Origin of the sequence: Serinicoccus profundi (genome assembly GCF_008001015.1) — a bacterium.
Classification (GTDB): Bacteria; Actinomycetota; Actinomycetes; order Actinomycetales; family Dermatophilaceae; genus Ornithinicoccus; species Ornithinicoccus profundi.
Map to the genome: position 1 here is coordinate 1,188,043 of NZ_CP042862.1, position 16,615 is coordinate 1,204,657.

The window sequence follows — 16,615 nt, forward strand, 5'->3', positions numbered from 1 at the left end:
GTGCCCGTGTTCACCTGGCGAGAGCGGCTCGAGGCCACCGGCGACAGCTACGGGGTGGAGTGGGCCGTCACCGACCGCCACGGCGGCGCCAGCCAGGAGCCCTATGCGGCGTTCAACCTCGGCGGTCACGTCGGTGACCTCCCCGAGGCCGTCGACACCAACCGGCACCGGCTCGCCCACGAGCTCGGCCTGCGCGGCGCCGACCTGCGCCTCATGGACCAGCGGCACGGGTGCTCGGTGGCCCTCACGGCCGCCACGGCCGCCGCGACCACGACGGCGAGCGCCCCTGCGGCCACCGCGGGCCTTGCCACAGCTGGTCAGCCGTCGCTCTCGCCCCCTCCGCCGGTCGACGCGCTCGTCACCGACCAGACCGACGAGGCGCTCGTCGTGCTCGTCGCCGACTGCGTGCCGCTGCTGCTTCTCGACCGCACGGAGGGTCTCGCGGCGGCCGTCCACGCCGGGCGCCCCGGCCTGCTCGCGGGTGTCGTGCCGGCCGCCCTGGAGGCCCTCGCCGGGCTCGGCGCCCGCCGCCTCGAGGCGGTGGTCGGCCCGTCGGTGTGCCCGCGCTGCTACGAGGTTCCCGCCGACCTGCGCGACGAGGCCGCCGCCCTCGTCCCCGCCGCGGCGAGCGTGTCCTGGACCGGCACCCCCGCGATCGACGTCGCGGCCGGGGTGGTCCAGCAGCTCGCCGACAGCGACCTCGACATCGCGGTGCGGTGGTTGCCGGGCTGCACCCGCGAGCGGGAGGACCTCTACTCCTACCGCCGCGACGGCACCACGGGCCGCTTCGCCGGGGTCGTCCGGTTGCTCCCTCCGGAGCAGGTGGCGTGAGCGTGGACCGGCGGGAGGAGCTGACCGCGCGGCTGTCGGCCGTCCGGGAGCGCATCGACGCGGCCTGCGCGGTGGAGGGGCGCCGGCCCGAGGACCTCATCCTGGTCGCGGTGACGAAGTTCTTCCCCGCCACCGATGTCGAGCTGCTGGCCGGGATGGGGGTGCGCGACATCGGCGAGAGCCGCGACCAGGAGGCCGGGGACAAGGTGTCGGAGCTGGCGGGCGCGATCCGCGAGGGGTTGCGGGTCCACTTCGTCGGTCAGCTCCAGACCAACAAGGCCCGGAGGGTCGCGAGGTATGCCGACGTCGTCCAGTCGGTCGACCGGGCACGCCTCGTCCGCGGCCTGGACACCGGCCGCGAGGCGGCCCTCGAGGAGGGGGAGGTGACTGACCCGCTGGACGTCCTGCTCCAGGTGGACCTGGGGGAGGGCGAGCAGGCGGGGCGCGGTGGCTCCGCGCCCGCGGACCTGGCCGCGCTCGCCGAGGCCGTCGCGGACGCCGGCCACCTGCGGCTGCGCGGTGTCATGGCGATCGCCCCGCGCGACCTCACCGATGACGACACCCGCCGCGCCTTCGACCGCCTCGCCACCCTGGGGGAGCGGCTGCGGCATACCCACCCCGACGCGACCTGGGTGTCGGCCGGGATGAGCGGTGATCTCGAGGCCGCCGTGGCCGCCGGGGCGACACACCTGCGTGTCGGGAGCGCAATCCTCGGTTCGCGACCGCCGCAGCGGTAGCGTCGGGGACGACCGATCCACCAGGGCTCACGCCCGTCTCGCACCTAGGAGCTCGCACACATGGCCGGGGCACTGCGCAAGACCATGGAGTACCTCGGACTCGCCGAGTCCGACGAGCGCTTCGACGACTACGACACCTACGCCGACGAGACGCCCGACCAGCGTTTTTCGGGAGCCACCGTGCGCCAGCTGCGTGAGGACGACGGGACCGGCGACCAGCGCGCCGCCACCGCCGTCGCGACCATGCCCTCGCGCACCCCCGTCTCCCAGGTCGTCCGCGAGCCGGAGGTCGGCGAGTTGAACCGCATCACCACGATCCACCCCCGCACCTACAACGAGGCCAAGACCATCGGTGAGGCCTTCCGCGGCGGCGTGCCGGTCATCATGAACCTCTCCGACATGGACGACTCCGACGCCAAGCGGCTCGTCGACTTCGCCGCCGGCCTGGCCTTCGGCCTGCACGGCTCCATCGAGCGGGTCACGAGCAAGGTCTTCCTGCTCAGCCCCTCCTTCGTCGAGGTCGACGGTGGCACCACCACCGCGGAGCAGACGCGTGGGGCGCAGGGCCCGTTCAACCAGAGCTGACGACGGCCCTGTGCACCGGCCCGGTCGCAGTCGGTGCTCAGGGTGCCCGCGTAGGCTGCCCGCATGATCGGCCAGATCCTCGCGCTCCTGCTCAACCTGTACTTCTTCGTGCTCATCGCCCGCCTCGTCTTCGACTGGGTGCAGGTCTTCGCGAGGGAGTGGCGCCCCAAGGGCCCGGTGCTCGTGCTCGCCAACGGGGTGTATGCCGCGACCGACCCGCCGCTGCGCGCGTTGCGCCGGGTGATCCCCCCGTTGCGCCTGGGCGGGGTGGCGCTCGACCTCGGCTTCCTCGTGCTCATCATCGCCGTGGGGATCGGCCGCTCGCTGGCCCTGTCGCTGCCGTTCTGAGGCCGCCGAGCCTCTCGTGAGGGTGCTCGACGCGGCCCGGCCGACTCGGTGACCGAGCGCCGCCGGTGCGTTAGAGTGCTCGCTGGACACCGTGCATACCCGCACGTCATCGCCACACCCGCACGTCGCGGGTTCCCGACGTGGTGGTGACCCCCTTGGATCATGAGGTGAAACATGGCTCTGTCCCCCGAGGACGTCATCAAGAAGAGCTTCAACGCGACGCACCTGCGCCGCGGCTACGACGAGACCCAGGTCGATGACTTCCTGGACGAGGTCGTGGTGGAGCTGCGTCGGCTGGTGGCCGAGAACGACGGCCTCCGCACCGACCTCGAGGACTGCCGCGCCAGCCGTGGCATCGGTGCCGGCGACACCGCCCGGACCACCGAGCCGAGCGACGCGGCGACCGTCTCCACTGATGCTGCCCAGGGCAGCGACTCCGGTGCCGAGCTGGAGGACCTGCGTCGCCAGCTGGGCGAGTGCCAGGAGGCCCGTGCGGCTGCCGAGCAGCGTGCCCAGGAGGCCGAGGAGCGTGCGGCCGCCGCCGAGAGCGACCGCGAGGACGCCCGCGCGTCGATGGCTGCCGTGGCCGCCCCCGCTGGCGGTCAGGCGGTGCAGGGCGACGGCGAGGACCCGAGCTCGATCATCTCGCTGGCGCAGCGCCTCCACGACCAGCACGTCGCCGAGGGCGAGAGCACCAGGGCCCGGCTCATCGAGGAGGGCGACGGCTACAAGGCCGCGACCGTGGCCGAGGCCGACGAGCGCAGCGCCGAGCTGCTCCGCACGGGCCAGGAGACGCACGACCGCCTCGTGGGCGAGGGCCAGGCCACCCACGACGAGCTCGTCCAGACCGGGCAGAGCCGGCACGACGAGCTCGTGAGCACCGGCCAGGAGACGCACGACCGACTCGTGAGCGAGGGCCAGGCCACCCACGACGAGCTCGTCCAGACCGGGCAGAGCCGGCACGACGAGCTCGTGAGCGCCGGTGAGCAGACCCGCGACCGCCTGGTCGGCGAGGGTCAGGCCGACCACGACCAGATGATCAGCGACGCCGAGCAGCAGCGTGCCACCGTGCTCGAGGACCTGAACACACGGGAGAGCGCCCTGTCGTCCACCATCAGTGGCCTGCAGAGGCAGGAGCGAGACCTGCGCGAGCGCCTGCGGGCCTTCCTCACCGACCAGATGGAGCGGCTGGACGGCACCCGTCCGTCCGGCTGATCGCCTCCTCCCGCCCCACCTCGGCGCCCCGTCCGCACCTGCGGACGGGGCGCCGCCTGCGTTCCGGTCTCCGGGTGGTGCCGCCTGCCGTTGTCATCGGCAGGGACGTGATCTATCCTCCCAGCACGATCGCTCGCCTGGCAGGGGGAGCGCAGCCCACGAACGAAGGACGACCGTGGCCACGACCGCCAAGAAGGAGGCCTCGCGCAGCACGACGCGCGCAGGCCGGGGGAGCAAGGGGCAGGGGCAGCACCAGGCGCTGAGCGTGCGCGAGGGCGAGAGCCCCTGGACCGCTGCCGAGCTCGAGGAGGTGCGCAGCGAGCTGGAGGGCGAGATCGACCGCCTGCGTGAGGAGGTCGAGGAGGCCGAACGTGAGCTGCACGACCGCGGTCGCTCCTTCGGCGACGGCGCCGGTGACGACCAGGCCGACGCCGGAGCCGCGACCTGGGAGCGTGAGCACGAGCTCTCGGTGACCAACAACGCGCGGGACCTCATCGAGCAGAACACCCATGCCCTCGATCGCATCGACGCGGGCACCTACGGCGACTGCGAGTCGTGCGGGACGCCGATCGGCAAGATGCGGCTGCAGGCCTTCCCGCGTGCGACGCTATGCCTGACATGCAAGCAGAAGCAGGAACGCCGCTGACCACTCGCCCTCCCAGGCGCACCACCGTGGTGCTGCTCGTCGCGCTGCTCTGGGCAGGGCTGGACCAGGCGACCAAGGCCTGGGCCGAGGCCGCCCTCACGCGGGGTGAGTCCGTCCCCCTGGTCGGTGAGCTGCTGCAGCTGCACCTCGTCTACAACTCCGGGGCGGCCTTCTCGCTGGGCACGAGCTGGACGGGCGTCGTCACGACGATCGCCACCCTGGTCTCACTCGCCATCGTCTGGCAGTCCTTCCGCACCCGCAGCCTGGCCTGGGGCCTCACGCTCGGTCTGCTCCTGGGGGGTGCGGTCGGCAATCTCATCGACCGCTACTTCCGCCCACCCTCGGTCGGGCTGGGGCACGTCGTGGACTTCCTGGCGCTGCCCAACTTCCCCGTCTTCAACATCGCCGACATCGGCGTGACGACGGCCGCCGGGCTCATCATCCTGCTCTCGCTGCGCGGCTACCACCCGGACGGCACACGCGAGGGCCAGGAGAGCCACGAGGACCTCGAGGAGGCCCGGTGAGCGACTTCCGGATGTTCACCGTCCCCGACGGGCTGGAGGGGGAGCGGGTCGACGTGGCGCTGCCCCGACTGCTCGGGCTCTCCCGGTCCAAGGCGGCGACGCTCGCCGCCGACGGGCACGTGCTCGTCGACGGGCGGGCGGTCGGCAAGTCCGACCGGCTGATCGCCGGCGCCTCCCTCGAGGTGCGTATGCCGCCGGCCGGGCCCCCGCCGGAGCTCGCCGTCGTGGCTGAGCCGGTCGAGGGGATGCGGATCGTCCACGACGACCCGGAGATCGTCGTCGTCGACAAGCCGTCCTTCGTGGCGGCCCACCCCAGCGTCGGCTGGAACGGCCCCACGGTCGTCGGCGGTCTCGCGGCGGCCGGCTACCGCATCTCGACCTCGGGGGCGCCGGAGCGGCAGGGCATCGTGCAGCGTCTCGACGTGGGCACCAGCGGGCTCATGGTCGTCGCGAAGTCCGAGCGCGCCTACACCGTGCTCAAGCAGGCCTTCCGCGACCGCGTCGTCGACAAGACCTACCACGCCCTCGTCCAGGGCCTCCCGGACCCGCACGAGGGCACCATCGACGCCCCGATCGGCCGCCATCCCGGGCACGACTACCGGTTCGCGGTGATGACCGGCGGACGGCCGAGCATCACCCACTACGAGCTCCTCGAGGCGCACCGTCGGGCGAGCCTGCTGCAGATCCACCTCGAGACCGGCCGCACCCACCAGATCCGCGTCCACTTCTCCGCCCTGCGACACCCCTGCTGCGGCGACCTGACGTACGGCGCGGACCCGACCCTGGCGCGTGACCTGGGGCTGGACCGCCAGTGGTTGCACGCCACCGAGCTCGCCTTCGACCACCCCGGGAGCGGTGAGCGGGTGACCTTCGTCTCGGCATACCCGCAGGACCTCGAGCAGGCGCTGGAGCGCATCCGCGGGTGATCCGGGGCAGGGCGGCAGGAGTGTCAGCGCGGCGAACTAGGATCTCGTCCTGATGTCAGCACCAACCAGCAGCAGCGTCCCGCGCGAGCAGAACTTCGTCCACCTGCACAACCACACCGAGTACTCCATGCTCGACGGTGCGGCGCGGATCACCGACATGTTCGAGAGGGCCGCCGAGCTCGGGATGCCGGCCATCGCGACGACCGACCACGGCTTCATCTTCGGTGCCTACGAGTTCTGGAAGACCGCGCAGCGCTACGACGTCAAGCCCATCATCGGGCTCGAGGCCTACGTCACACCCGGCACCCACCGCACCGACAAGACGCGGGTGAAGTACGGCGACGGCGGGCGCGACGACGTCTCCGGTGGCGGCGCCTACACCCACATGACGCTGCTGGCCCGCAACAACAACGGCATGAACAACCTCTTCCGGATGGCCTCGCTGGCCTCGATGGAGGGCTACTACTTCAAGCCGCGCATGGACCGCGAGCTGCTGGAGACCTACGGCCAGGGCCTCATCGCCACCACGGGGTGCCCGTCGGGGGAGATCCAGACCCGGCTGCGGCTCGGGCAGTGGGACAAGGCCGTCGAGTACGCCTCGGACATGAAGGACATCTTCGGCGCGGACAACTACTTCCTCGAGCTCATGGACCACGGCATCCAGATCGAGCGCGTCGTCCGGCAGGACCTCCTCCGGCTGGCCAAGGAGCTCTCGCTGCCGCTGCTGGCGACCAACGACCTGCACTACACCCACCAGGAGGACGCCAAGGCGCACTCGGCGCTGCTGTGCGTGCAGTCCGGGTCCACGATGCAGGACCCCAACCGCTTCCAGTTCAACGGCGACGGCTACTACCTCAAGACCGCCGCCGAGATGCGCGACATCTGGCGCGAGCTGCCCGAGGCGTGCGACAACACCCTGCTGGTGGCCGACCGCTGCGACATCTCCTTCACCGAGGGCGAGGGCCGCTACATGCCCCGCTTCCCGGTGCCCGAGGGCGAGGACGAGCGGAGCTGGTTCATCAAGGAGGTCGAGACCGGTCTGCACCGGCGCTATCCCGAGGGGGTGCCGGACTACGCCCGCAAGCAGGCGGAGTACGAGTCGGGCGTCATCATGGACAAGGGTTACCCGGGCTACTTCCTCGTCGTCGCCGACTTCATCAACTGGGCCAAGGACAACGGCATCAAGGTCGGGCCCGGCCGTGGCTCGGGTGCCGGCTCCATGTGCGCCTACGCGATGGGGATCACCGACCTCGACCCGATCCAGCACGGCCTGATCTTCGAGCGCTTCCTCAACCCCGAGCGCAAGTCGATGCCCGACTTCGACGTCGACTTCGATGACCGGCGACGCTCCGAGGTCATCCGCTACGTCACCCAGAAGTACGGCGACGAGCGGGTCGCGATGATCGTCACCTACGGCACGATCAAGGCCAAGCAGGCGCTCAAGGACGCCTCCCGGGTCATGGGTTTCCCCTTCGCGATGGGGGAGAAACTCACCAAAGCGATGCCGCCCAGCGTCATGGGCAAGGACATCTCGCTGGCCGGGATCCAGGATCCCCAGGACAAGAGGTATGCCGAGGCCGGCGAGTTCCGTGAGCTGCTCGCCGACGACGAGCACGCGGTGGAGGTCTTCGACACCGCCACCGGGCTGGAGGGGCTGAAGCGCCAGTGGGGCGTCCACGCCGCCGGCGTCATCATGTCCAGCGAGCCGCTGCTCGACGTCATCCCGATCATGCGCCGCGACCAGGACGGCCAGATCATCACCCAGTTCGACTACCCGACGTGCGAGTCGCTCGGGCTGGTCAAGATGGACTTCCTGGGGTTGCGCAACCTCACCGTCCTGGACGACGCCATCAACAACATCCGCGAGAACCGTGGCGAGGAGATCGACCTCGACGCGCTGTCCAAGGACATGACCGACCGGGCGACCTACGACCTGCTGAGCCGGGGCGACACGCTCGGGGTCTTCCAGCTCGACGGCAACGGCATGCGCCAGCTGCTGCGCCTCATGCAGCCCGACACCTTCGAGGACATCTCCGCGGCGCTCGCGCTCTACCGCCCCGGCCCCATGGGCGTCAACGCGCACACCAACTTCGCGCTCCGCAAGAACGGCAAGCAGGAGAACACCCCGCTGGACCCCGAGCTCAAGGGCAAGCTGCAGCCGGAGATGGAGGCAGCCCTGCAGCCCATCCTGGAGAACACCTACGGTCTGTGCGTCGCCGGTGAGACACCTATCGTCGATGCTGACACCGGCGAGCAGATCCGCATCGATGAGCTCGAGAGCCGAGTCAAGCAGGGGTTCTTCACTTTCGGCGTCGACGAGCGGGGCGCGGTGGTGCGGCGTCAGGTCACGCACTGGTGGCAGATGCCGGACAAGCCGATCCTGACCATCAGTACAGGTGCCGGTGGTTCGGTCCGGCTCTCGGCGGACCACCCGGTCCTGACCCCTCGTGGATGGGTCGAGGCGGGCGAACTCGTCGTCGGACAGGACTGCATCGGTTTCTCCCACGACGAGCGTGTCGTGGCTGGTCGGGGCGAGCCGGTCCTCGTCGGAGCGGTCGGCGCGCCTGCTGCTCCTCCACCTGTTCGCCGGGTGCAGACCTTAGAAGGACCCTACGAGCAGCTGGACTGGACCGGCATCGAGGACATCTCAGTCGGTCCACCGGAGCCGGTCTACGACATCACCGTCGACGACGTTCACAACTTCATCTCCCGTGGCCTGGTGCTGTCGAACTGCATCTACCAGGAGCAGGTGATGGAGATCGCCCAGAAGCTGGCGGGCTACACGCTGGGCAACGCCGACCTCCTGCGCCGCGCGATGGGCAAGAAGAAGAAGGAGGTCCTCGACGCCGAGTACATCCCGTTCTCGGACGGGATGAAGAAGAACGGCTACAACGAGGCCTCGGTCGCCGCCCTGTGGGGCGTCCTGGTGCCGTTCTCGGACTACGCCTTCAACAAGGCGCACACCGCGGCCTACGGCGTCATCTCCTACTGGACCGGCTTCCTCAAGGCCAACTACCCGGCCGAGTACATGGCCGCCCTGCTCACCAGCGTCGGCGACGACAAGGACAAGACCGCGCTCTACCTCGCCGAGTGCCGGCGGCTGCGCATCCCCGTGCTGCCGCCCGACGTCAACGAGTCGATCGGCACCTTCGCCGCCGTCGGCGACGACATCCGCTTCGGGATGCAGGCGATCCGCAACGTCGGCTCCAACGTCGTCCAGGCGATCGCGGCCACCCGGGAGGAGAAGGGCGCCTTCACCTCCTTCGAGGACTTCCTGCGCAAGTGCCCGGCTGTGGTCTGCAACAAGCGCACCATCGAGTCGCTGTGCAAGGCCGGAGCCTTCGACGGTCTCGGCCACACCCGCCAAGGGCTGGTCACCGTGCACGAGAGGTATGTCGAGGCGCTGGCGGACGAGAAGAAGCAGGAGGCGATCGGCCAGGACAGCCTCTTCTCCGGGCTGTCCTTCGGCGGCGGCGGCGGCGATGACGAGGAGGGCGAGCCGGTGCAGATCGTCACCCTCCCGGCCATCCCCGCGATCGAGTGGGACAAGACCGCGCGCCTGGCCTTCGAGCGCGAGATGCTCGGGCTCTACGTCTCCGACCACCCGCTCAACGGCATCGAGCACATCCTGTCCCAGCACGCCAGCGCCTCGATCCTGCAACTGGTCGGTGAGGACGGCGCCAAGGACGGCGACTTCGTCACGGTCGCCGGGCTCATCACCAACCTGCAGCTCAAGCGGACCAAGAACGGCGACCCGTATGCCCGGGCCACCGTCGAGGACATGGCCGGCTCGCTCGACGTCGTCTTCTGGCCCAAGACCTACATGACGATCTCGACGATGCTCGCCGAGGACACCGTGGTCGTGGTCAAGGGCCGGCTCAAGAAGGACGACTCCACCGAGCTCATGGCCAACGAGATGACGCTGCCGGACATCAAGTCCGGCCCCCGCGGCCCGGTGGTGCTCAACCTGCCGCTGACCCGTGTCACCGACGGCCTCGCGCACAAGCTCAAGGGGGTCCTCGCCGACCACCCCGGCGCGACCGACGTCCACGTCAAGCTCACCCAGCCCGGCCGCACCGTCCTGCTCAAGCTGGACGAGAGCCTGCGGGTCACGGCCACGCCCGAGCTCTTCGGCGACCTCAAGGCCCTGCTGGGCCCGGCCAGCGTCGGAGGCTGAGAGGCCTTCCGCCGACCTCAGGTGAGCGTGACGACGAACCCGCCCTCGTTGAGGTCCTGCCGGGCCGTCGTGGTGGTGACCTGCGTGGCGACGTCTACCTCCAGGCGAGCGGCGACTACGGCCTCGGCCACCTGCAACGGTGTCATGGAGGGGTACCAGTAGACCTTGTGCTCGCTCGCGCGGCCGTCGGGGCCGCTCACGCGGAAGTAGTAGTCGATGCCGGCGCCCTGGCTCTGCCGGGTCACGCGGTAGGTCCCGGTGATCGTCCCGGTGGTCGACGTGCTCTGGACGGTCATGATCTGCACCTCATCTCGTGGTTACCGATGAGGAGCTTTACTCCTTCTCTACTCTTTCATGGGGAAAACTTGACCATTCGCATGGTGTGACGCGCGTCACGTCCGGTGCTGCCACGGGGCCGCTTCTCGTCGGCTCAGTTTGTCTCCGGGACGACCACCGGCGGCGAGCTCGCCCGCAGCACGATCTCCGGTCGGTCCAGGCGTCGGGCGGCCAGGTGCACCCGCCAGCGCCCCGGCGTCACCGGCGTCGCGAGGACGGCGCGGGCCGCCTCGGTCGTGACCTCGGCGGCCTCCTCGCCACCGCGCACCAGCGTGAAGGTATGCCGCAGCGGCCACCCTGCGCGCTCGGCACCGATGCGGCGCGCCACGAAGGTGCCGTCCTCGATGGCGAGGTGGCAGAAGACGCCGGGCTCGGTCCGAGGGTCCACCTCGAAGGTCTCCAGCCCCGCGGACGGGGCGTTCGCGGCATACCCCTGCAGGCTCCGGACCGAGCCGGTCGGGCCGGAGCGGACCGGCGCCACCTCGACCCGCTCCCTGCGTCTCCAGGGCAGCCGTCGTCCGGTCCGGACCCGCACCTCGAGCGAGGCAGGTGGGTCGGTGCCCGGCGCGTCGAGTGCACGCAGGATCGAGGCCAGCCGGACCACGGTGGTGGCCGGGTTGAGCGCCGAGGTGGTCACCAGGTCGGCGACCGAGGCGACGAAGCTGCTCGGCGCCTCCTGCGGTGCTAGCTCGTGGAGCCGCCACAGGTCGGTGACGGCGCGGGTCTGTGCGGCGGTCCGGATGTCGAAGCGCAGCGGCCCGCTGGTCCAGCCGCGACGGAAGTGGTTGTGGTCCTCGGCGTCGAAGTAGCCGGGCACCCGCTCCCGCCCGAAGGGTCCGGTCGGCGCGGCCGGGAGCGGGGTGGGCGCCCCGCCCCGCTGCTGCCACACCGCAGCGGGCCACGACCCGGAGGCCAGCCGGTGCCGGTTGAGGTCGGGGCGCAGCCGCTCGACGACGTCGAAGGCCGCGAGGCCGAGGTCGCGCTCGGCGAAGGGCAGGAGGTGCGCGGCGCGCAGGAACTCCGGCGTCGCCAGCGGGTGCAGCGCCAGGCTGCGCCGGTGCAACGAGTGCAGGACGTGACCGAAGTGCGAGCGGTTGCGGTGCAGGCGGTAGTGCGCGTCGACCTGCTCGCCGATCGGGGCGTCCGGCAGGATCGCGAAGGCCTCGGCGACGGCCGCCTCGCCCGCCTCGCGCGCCCCCGGTGGCAGCTCGACGCCGCGGTGGAGCACGAGCGGGTGAAGCCGTCGCAGGTCGGCGGCCAGGGCGGGGACGGTCTGCTCCATCACCCCGAACGGCGTGCCGGTGCGGATCGCCCGGAAGGCCGTCCGCATCAGCTCACCGGCGCCCCCGCGCACCGCGACGTAGGGCACGGTGGGCCACCGCAGCTGGCGCTCCGCGGAGGCCGCCCACTGGCTGCCGGCGGAGAAGCTCTGGTGGTGGGCGATGCTCTCGGCGAAGGAGAGCATGCGGTCCTCGTAGTCGGGCTCGACGTACCACGGCCGCCCGGCGGCGCGGCGCAGCTCGTCGGAGACGACGAGGTCTCGCCAGAGCTCCTTGCGGCCGGCCGCGTCCGCCCATCGGCTCGGGTCGGCGGCGACGAAGCTGCTGCGATCGAGCACCCCCGCGTGGTCCATGAGGGCCAGGACCACCCGGCTGTCCTTGCCGCCCGAGGCGAAGACCCGCACGTCGGGCACGGCGTCGGCGACCCGGTTGAGGAGCCCGCTCGCGCGCTCGATGCCCGCCTCCAAGAGCTCCTCGTAGCCGCGCCCGGACGGGTCGGTGGTCATCGGTCGTGGCACGGTGCCGACGCCCTGGTCGCCGATGACGAGCAGCTCGTCGGGGCGCAGGCACTGCACGCCCGCGACGAGCGTGCGCCGCGACCACTGGTTGCGCAGCAGCACGTGGTTGGACGCCAGGGTGGTGTGGGCCACACCCCAGTCCACCTGCAGCGGGACCCCGTCGGCGCGAAGCCGGTCGACCACGGCGTCCAGGGTGGTCCCGAGGTAGACGTCCTGCCCGTCCGGCGCGGGCTGCACCGACCAGAAGAGGTGCCCGAAGCCGTGGAAGTCGCTCATCGCGACCCAGGTGCGTTCGGGGTCGTCCGCCAGCAGCCCCACCCACTCGCCGGTGGTGTCGAGCAGCCCGGTGAGGGGGTGGTCGTGCGGAGCCCGCCCGTAGACCTCGCTCACCTCACCCGGTCCGAGCAGGAGCCCCTCGGCCTCCCGCAGGCGCAGCTCGGCATACCGTGACGCGCGCAGCGCGGGGTGGCTCCTGCGGCCGGCGCCGCGGACCACCCAGCTGGCCCGGCGGTGACGGACGGGACGGGGGATCATGGTGTGACGATCGTAGGCGCCGGGGTGTCGACGGGGCGTCACACCCACCGTCGGCCGCGTCGCCACCGGGGTAGCGTGGGGCGGGTGACCGATCAGCCCACCCCGCCCCGCGCCGCCCACGTCGACGTCGTCCGCTCCCACCACGGCGAGGACGTCACCGACCCCTACGAGTGGCTGCGCGACAAGACCGATCCGCAGGTCATCGCCCACCTCGAGGCCGAGAACGCCTACACCGAGGCCCGCACCGGCCACCTGGACGAGCTGCGCGAGCGGATCTTCACCGAGATCAAGGACCGGGTGCAGCAGACCGACCTGTCGGTGCCGGTCCGCCACCGCGACTGGTGGTACTACACGCGCACCATCGAGGGCGAGCAGTATGCCGTGCACGGCCGGGTCGCGGTGGGGGAGTCGCCGGAGCGTCCCGAGCTGGACCCCGGCGCGGCGCCGGAGGGTGAGGAGGTCCTGCTGGACGGCAACGCGGAGGCGCGGGGCGAGGAGTTCTTCAGCCTCGGCGCCTTCGACGTCACCCCGGCCGGTGATCGGCTCGCCTACGCCGTCGACACGACGGGTGACGAGCGCTTCGACCTGCGCGTCAAGGACCTCGCGACCGGCGAGGTCGTCGATGACGCGGTGCGGGGCATCGGCTACGGCACGGCGTGGAGCGCGGACGGCCAGCACCTCTTCTACACCCGGGTCGACGACGCCTGGCGACCCCATCAGATCTGGCGCCACGAGGTCGGTGCCGACGCCGAGGCGGACGTGCTGGTCCACGAGGAGGACGACGAGCGCTTCTGGATGGGGGTCGGCACCTCCCGCGACGACCGTCACGTCATCATCTGGCTCGGCAGCAAGAACACCTCGGAGGTCCGGCTCATCGACGCCGAGGAGCCTACCGGGCCGGTGCGCGTCGTGGCGCCCCGCGAGGAGGGCGTTGAGTATGACGTGGAGCCGGCCGGGGAGCGCCTGTGGATCGTGCACAACCGCGGCCACCGCGACTTCGAGCTGGCCGTCGCCCCGGCCGACGCCACCTCCGCCGACCAGTGGTCCACGGTCGTCCCGGGGGAGAACGGCGTGCGGCTGGCCGGCGTGGAGGCCTTCGCAGGGCACCTCGTGCTGTCCCTGCGCCGAGAGGGTCTGACCCAGCTGCAGGTGCTGCCGCTGTCCGGCGAGGGGCGGCCCGTGGGCAAGGGCTACCAGGTCCCGGTCGAGGAGGCGGTCTACACCATCGAGTCGGGCGCCAACCCGACCTACGAGACCGACACCCTGCAGGTCCTCATCGAGTCGATGGTGACCCCGCGCAGCGTCTACGACCTCGACCTCGGCACCGGTGGGCTCACCCTCGTCAAGCGCCAGCCGGTCCTCGGCGGCTACGACCCGCAGGACTACCAGCAGCACCGTCTCTGGGCGACGGCTCAGGACGGCACGCAGATCCCCATCTCCCTCGTCGCCCGGCGGGGTGTGGGCCCGGACGGCACCCACCCCGGTCTGCTCTACGGCTACGGCTCCTACGAGATCTCCGCGGACCCGCACTTCTCCGTCTCCCGGCTGTCCTACCTCGACCGCGGCGTCGTGTATGCCGTCGCCCACGTCCGCGGCGGCGGTGAGATGGGGCGCGGGTGGTACGAGGACGGCCGCATGGAGCACAAGACCAACACCTTCACCGACTTCGTCGCGTGCGCCGACCACCTGGTGGAGGCCGGCTGGGTGGCTCCGGACCGGCTGGCCGCCGAGGGCCGCTCCGCCGGCGGACTGCTCATGGGGGCGATCCTCAACCTCGCCCCCGAGCGCTTCCGGGTGGTCCACGCCGGCGTGGCCTTCGTCGACGCGCTGACGACGATCCTCAACCCGGCGCTGCCGCTCACCGTCAGCGAGTGGGAGGAGTGGGGCAACCCGGTCGACTCCGCCGAGATCTACCAGCTCATGCGGTCCTACACCCCCTACGAGAACATCCGCCCGGTGGACTACCCCGCCATCCTGGCCACGACCGGGCTCAACGACACGCGGGTCTACTACGTCGAGCCGGCCAAGTGGGTGGCCCGGCTGCGCGAGACGGTGACCAGCGACCCGCAGGAGCGCCCGATCCTGCTCAAGACCGAGATGGTCGCCGGTCACGGCGGCAAGACCGGGCGCTACGACGCCTGGCGGGAGACCGCCTTCGAGATCGCCTTCATGGTCGACCAGCTCGACGCGGGAGCGCTGAGCGAGCCGGAGTCGTCGACCGCCTAGCGGAGATTTTCCGGCGAATCGCGGGTATGGCCGTCAATCGTCCTGCCGATCTGGCATTATGGCGGATGAACTCGGCAATCTGCGAGATGTGAGGAGACGACGGTGTCCGAGCCCTACAAGGTGACCTACGCGACCCTGACCGCTGACAACGAGGACCTGCACACGGCCTACGAGGCCGGTGTGGAGGTCGCCCGCGGGTGGCTCGGTGCGGAGATCTCCGCACCCGGAGACCCCGATCCCGGCAAGCCCGTGGACGTCATGAGCCCGGCCGACCCCTCGGTGCTCATCGCCCGGGTGCGCGCCGCCTCCCCGGGGGCCGTCGACACCGCCATCGCCGCCGCCCGCGAGGCCGGTCGTCCCTGGGCGGCGACGCCGTGGCAGGAGCGGCTTCCCGTCCTGCGCGACGTGGCCGACCTCATCAGCGAGCGCGCCAACGAGCTCGCGGCGCTCATGACCATGGAGGTCGGCAAGAACCGCCTCGAAGCGCTCGGCGACGTCGAGGAGTCGGCCGTCTTCTTCCGCTACTACTGCGACCAGGTGGAGAAGAACGGCGGCTTCGAGGCCTCGATGGAGCAGCTCTCGGACACCGAGACGACACGCTCGGTGCTGCGCCCGCACGGTGTCTGGGGCGTCATCAGCCCGTTCAACTTCCCCATGGCGCTGGCCGCCGGCCCGGCCGCCGCCGCGCTCGTCGCCGGCAACGCGGTCGTCCTCAAGCCGTCGGTCCAGGGCACCCACGTCGCGTGGAAGCTCTACGAGACGATGCTCGAGGCGGGGCTGCCCGAGGGCCTCATGCAGATCCTCCCGGGCGGTGACGACGTCGGCAAGGCGGTCGTCGCCCACCGCGGGATCGACGGCCTGACCTTCACCGGGTCCTACGCCGGCGGGATGGCCGTCATTGAGGCCTTCCGCGGCGACTACCCACGCCCGATCATCACCGAGATGGGCGGCAAGAACCCCACGATCGTCACCGCCAGCGCCGACCTCGACGCGGCCGCCAAGGGCATCACCCGCTCGATCGCCGGCGCGTCGGGGCAGAAGTGCTCCGCCTGCTCCCGGGTGTATGTCGACGCCGCGGTCCACGACGAGCTCGTCCAGACCCTGGGCAAGGCCGTCGGCGAGGTCGTCGTCGGCGACCCGCTCGAGCGGGAGACCTTCTGCGGCCCGGTCATCGACGCCGACGCCGTCGAGCGCTTCCGCGCCGCGGTCGACCACGCCCGCGAGGCCGGTGGCACGGTCGTGGCCGGAGGTGAGGTGCTCCAGGGCACAGACGGCCACCCCGGCTACTTCGTCCAGCCCACCCTCATCTCCGGTCTGCCCGCCGATGACGAGCTCTTCAGCACCGAGCTCTTCGTGCCGCTGGCCGTCGTCGCCCCGGTGGAGGGGCTCGACGAGGCGCTGGAGCGCGCCAACGACACCGTCTTCGGGCTGACCGCCGGCCTGTTCGCCGGCGAGCAGGAGGAGATCGACACCTTCCTGTCCCGGATCGAGGCGGGTGTCGTCTACGTCAACCGTCCCGCCGGGGCCACGACCGGCGCCTGGCCGGGTGTCCAGCCGTTCGGCGGCTGGAAGGGCTCGGGCAGCTCGGGCAAGGCCGGTGGCGGCCTGCACTACGTCCAGCTCTTCCTGCGCGAGCAGTCCCAGACCATCGTCACCGGCTGAGCCGGTCCCGACGGCCGACACCCTCCGACCCCCACCGTCCGCCGGCTCCGGTCGAGCGCCCGTCCCGGCA

Annotated in this window: 13 protein-coding genes; 11 read left to right on the forward strand and 2 right to left on the reverse strand. The window is 71.2% G+C overall.

Going from position 1 to position 16,615, the window contains the following annotated elements:
* Positions 1 to 6: 6 nt before the first annotated feature.
* The 9 genes from FA582_RS05465 to dnaE all read left to right on the forward strand — a co-directional run bounded on the left by FA582_RS05465 (position 7) and on the right by dnaE (position 9,989).
* Complete coding sequence (locus tag FA582_RS05465; protein ID WP_010146417.1) at positions 7 to 831, forward strand: purine nucleoside phosphorylase YfiH/LACC1 family protein; 825 nt, start codon at positions 7 to 9, stop codon at positions 829 to 831.
* Entirely contained in the window at positions 828 to 1,568 is a 741-nt protein-coding gene (locus tag FA582_RS05470) for a YggS family pyridoxal phosphate-dependent enzyme (protein ID WP_010146418.1), read from the forward strand. The genes FA582_RS05465 and FA582_RS05470 overlap by 4 nt, the downstream gene beginning before the upstream one ends.
* Before the next feature lie 60 nt (positions 1,569 to 1,628).
* A complete protein-coding gene (locus FA582_RS05475; protein ID WP_010146419.1) occupies positions 1,629 to 2,153 on the forward strand; it encodes a cell division protein SepF in 525 nt (174 codons plus the stop codon).
* Positions 2,154 to 2,216: 63 nt separating this feature from the next.
* Positions 2,217 to 2,501, forward strand: coding sequence for a YggT family protein (locus tag FA582_RS05480; protein WP_010146421.1), 285 nt, complete (start codon positions 2,217 to 2,219; stop codon positions 2,499 to 2,501).
* Positions 2,502 to 2,675: 174 nt separating this feature from the next.
* Positions 2,676 to 3,716 carry a DivIVA domain-containing protein gene (locus FA582_RS05485; protein ID WP_010146422.1) on the forward strand — a complete coding sequence of 347 codons (1,041 nt, stop codon included), beginning with the start codon at positions 2,676 to 2,678 and terminating at the stop codon, positions 3,714 to 3,716.
* A 175-nt stretch (positions 3,717 to 3,891) separates the two neighbouring features.
* Positions 3,892 to 4,362 (forward strand): TraR/DksA family transcriptional regulator, encoded by a 471-nt coding sequence (locus tag FA582_RS16715; protein ID WP_010146423.1) that lies wholly within the window; start codon positions 3,892 to 3,894, stop codon positions 4,360 to 4,362.
* A gap of 26 nt (positions 4,363 to 4,388) precedes the next feature.
* On the forward strand, positions 4,389 to 4,886 hold the full coding sequence (gene lspA / locus FA582_RS05495; RefSeq protein ID WP_010146424.1) for a signal peptidase II: 498 nt from the start codon (positions 4,389 to 4,391) through the stop codon (positions 4,884 to 4,886).
* Positions 4,883 to 5,812, forward strand: a complete 930-nt coding sequence (locus tag FA582_RS05500) for an RluA family pseudouridine synthase (RefSeq protein ID WP_010146425.1) — start codon at positions 4,883 to 4,885, stop codon at positions 5,810 to 5,812. The genes lspA and FA582_RS05500 overlap by 4 nt, the downstream gene beginning before the upstream one ends.
* 52 nt (positions 5,813 to 5,864) lie before the next feature.
* Positions 5,865 to 9,989 (forward strand): DNA polymerase III subunit alpha, encoded by a 4,125-nt coding sequence (gene dnaE, locus FA582_RS05505; RefSeq protein ID WP_147899759.1) that lies wholly within the window; start codon positions 5,865 to 5,867, stop codon positions 9,987 to 9,989.
* A 17-nt stretch (positions 9,990 to 10,006) separates the two neighbouring features.
* On the opposite strand, the gene FA582_RS05510 is transcribed toward dnaE, so the two are convergent.
* Complete coding sequence (locus tag FA582_RS05510) at positions 10,007 to 10,285, reverse strand: hypothetical protein (RefSeq protein WP_141567475.1); 279 nt, start codon at positions 10,283 to 10,285, stop codon at positions 10,007 to 10,009.
* A gap of 134 nt (positions 10,286 to 10,419) precedes the next feature.
* Positions 10,420 to 12,657 carry an asparagine synthetase B family protein gene (locus FA582_RS05515; protein WP_010146428.1) on the reverse strand — a complete coding sequence of 746 codons (2,238 nt, stop codon included), beginning with the start codon at positions 12,655 to 12,657 and terminating at the stop codon, positions 10,420 to 10,422.
* Between the two features lie 84 nt (positions 12,658 to 12,741).
* On the opposite strand from FA582_RS05515, the gene FA582_RS05520 reads away from it, so the two are divergent.
* Positions 12,742 to 14,883, forward strand: a complete 2,142-nt coding sequence (locus FA582_RS05520) for a S9 family peptidase (protein ID WP_010146429.1) — start codon at positions 12,742 to 12,744, stop codon at positions 14,881 to 14,883.
* A 102-nt stretch (positions 14,884 to 14,985) separates the two neighbouring features.
* Entirely contained in the window at positions 14,986 to 16,545 is a 1,560-nt protein-coding gene (locus tag FA582_RS05525) for an aldehyde dehydrogenase family protein (protein WP_010146430.1), read from the forward strand.
* The last annotated feature ends 70 nt before the right edge of the window (positions 16,546 to 16,615 follow it).

Bases quoted from the DNA above. Each gene is read 5' to 3' on its own strand.
- FA582_RS05475 (WP_010146419.1), top strand. From the start codon at position 1,629: ATGGCCGGGGCACTGCGCAAGACCATGGAGTACCTCGGACTCGCCGAG.
- FA582_RS05510 (WP_141567475.1), bottom strand. From the start codon at position 10,285: ATGACCGTCCAGAGCACGTCGACCACCGGGACGATCACCGGGACCTAC.
- dnaE (WP_147899759.1), top strand. From the start codon at position 5,865: ATGTCAGCACCAACCAGCAGCAGCGTCCCGCGCGAGCAGAACTTCGTC.
- FA582_RS05485 (WP_010146422.1), top strand. From the start codon at position 2,676: ATGGCTCTGTCCCCCGAGGACGTCATCAAGAAGAGCTTCAACGCGACG.
- FA582_RS05515 (WP_010146428.1), bottom strand. From the start codon at position 12,657: ATGATCCCCCGTCCCGTCCGTCACCGCCGGGCCAGCTGGGTGGTCCGC.
- FA582_RS05480 (WP_010146421.1), top strand. From the start codon at position 2,217: ATGATCGGCCAGATCCTCGCGCTCCTGCTCAACCTGTACTTCTTCGTG.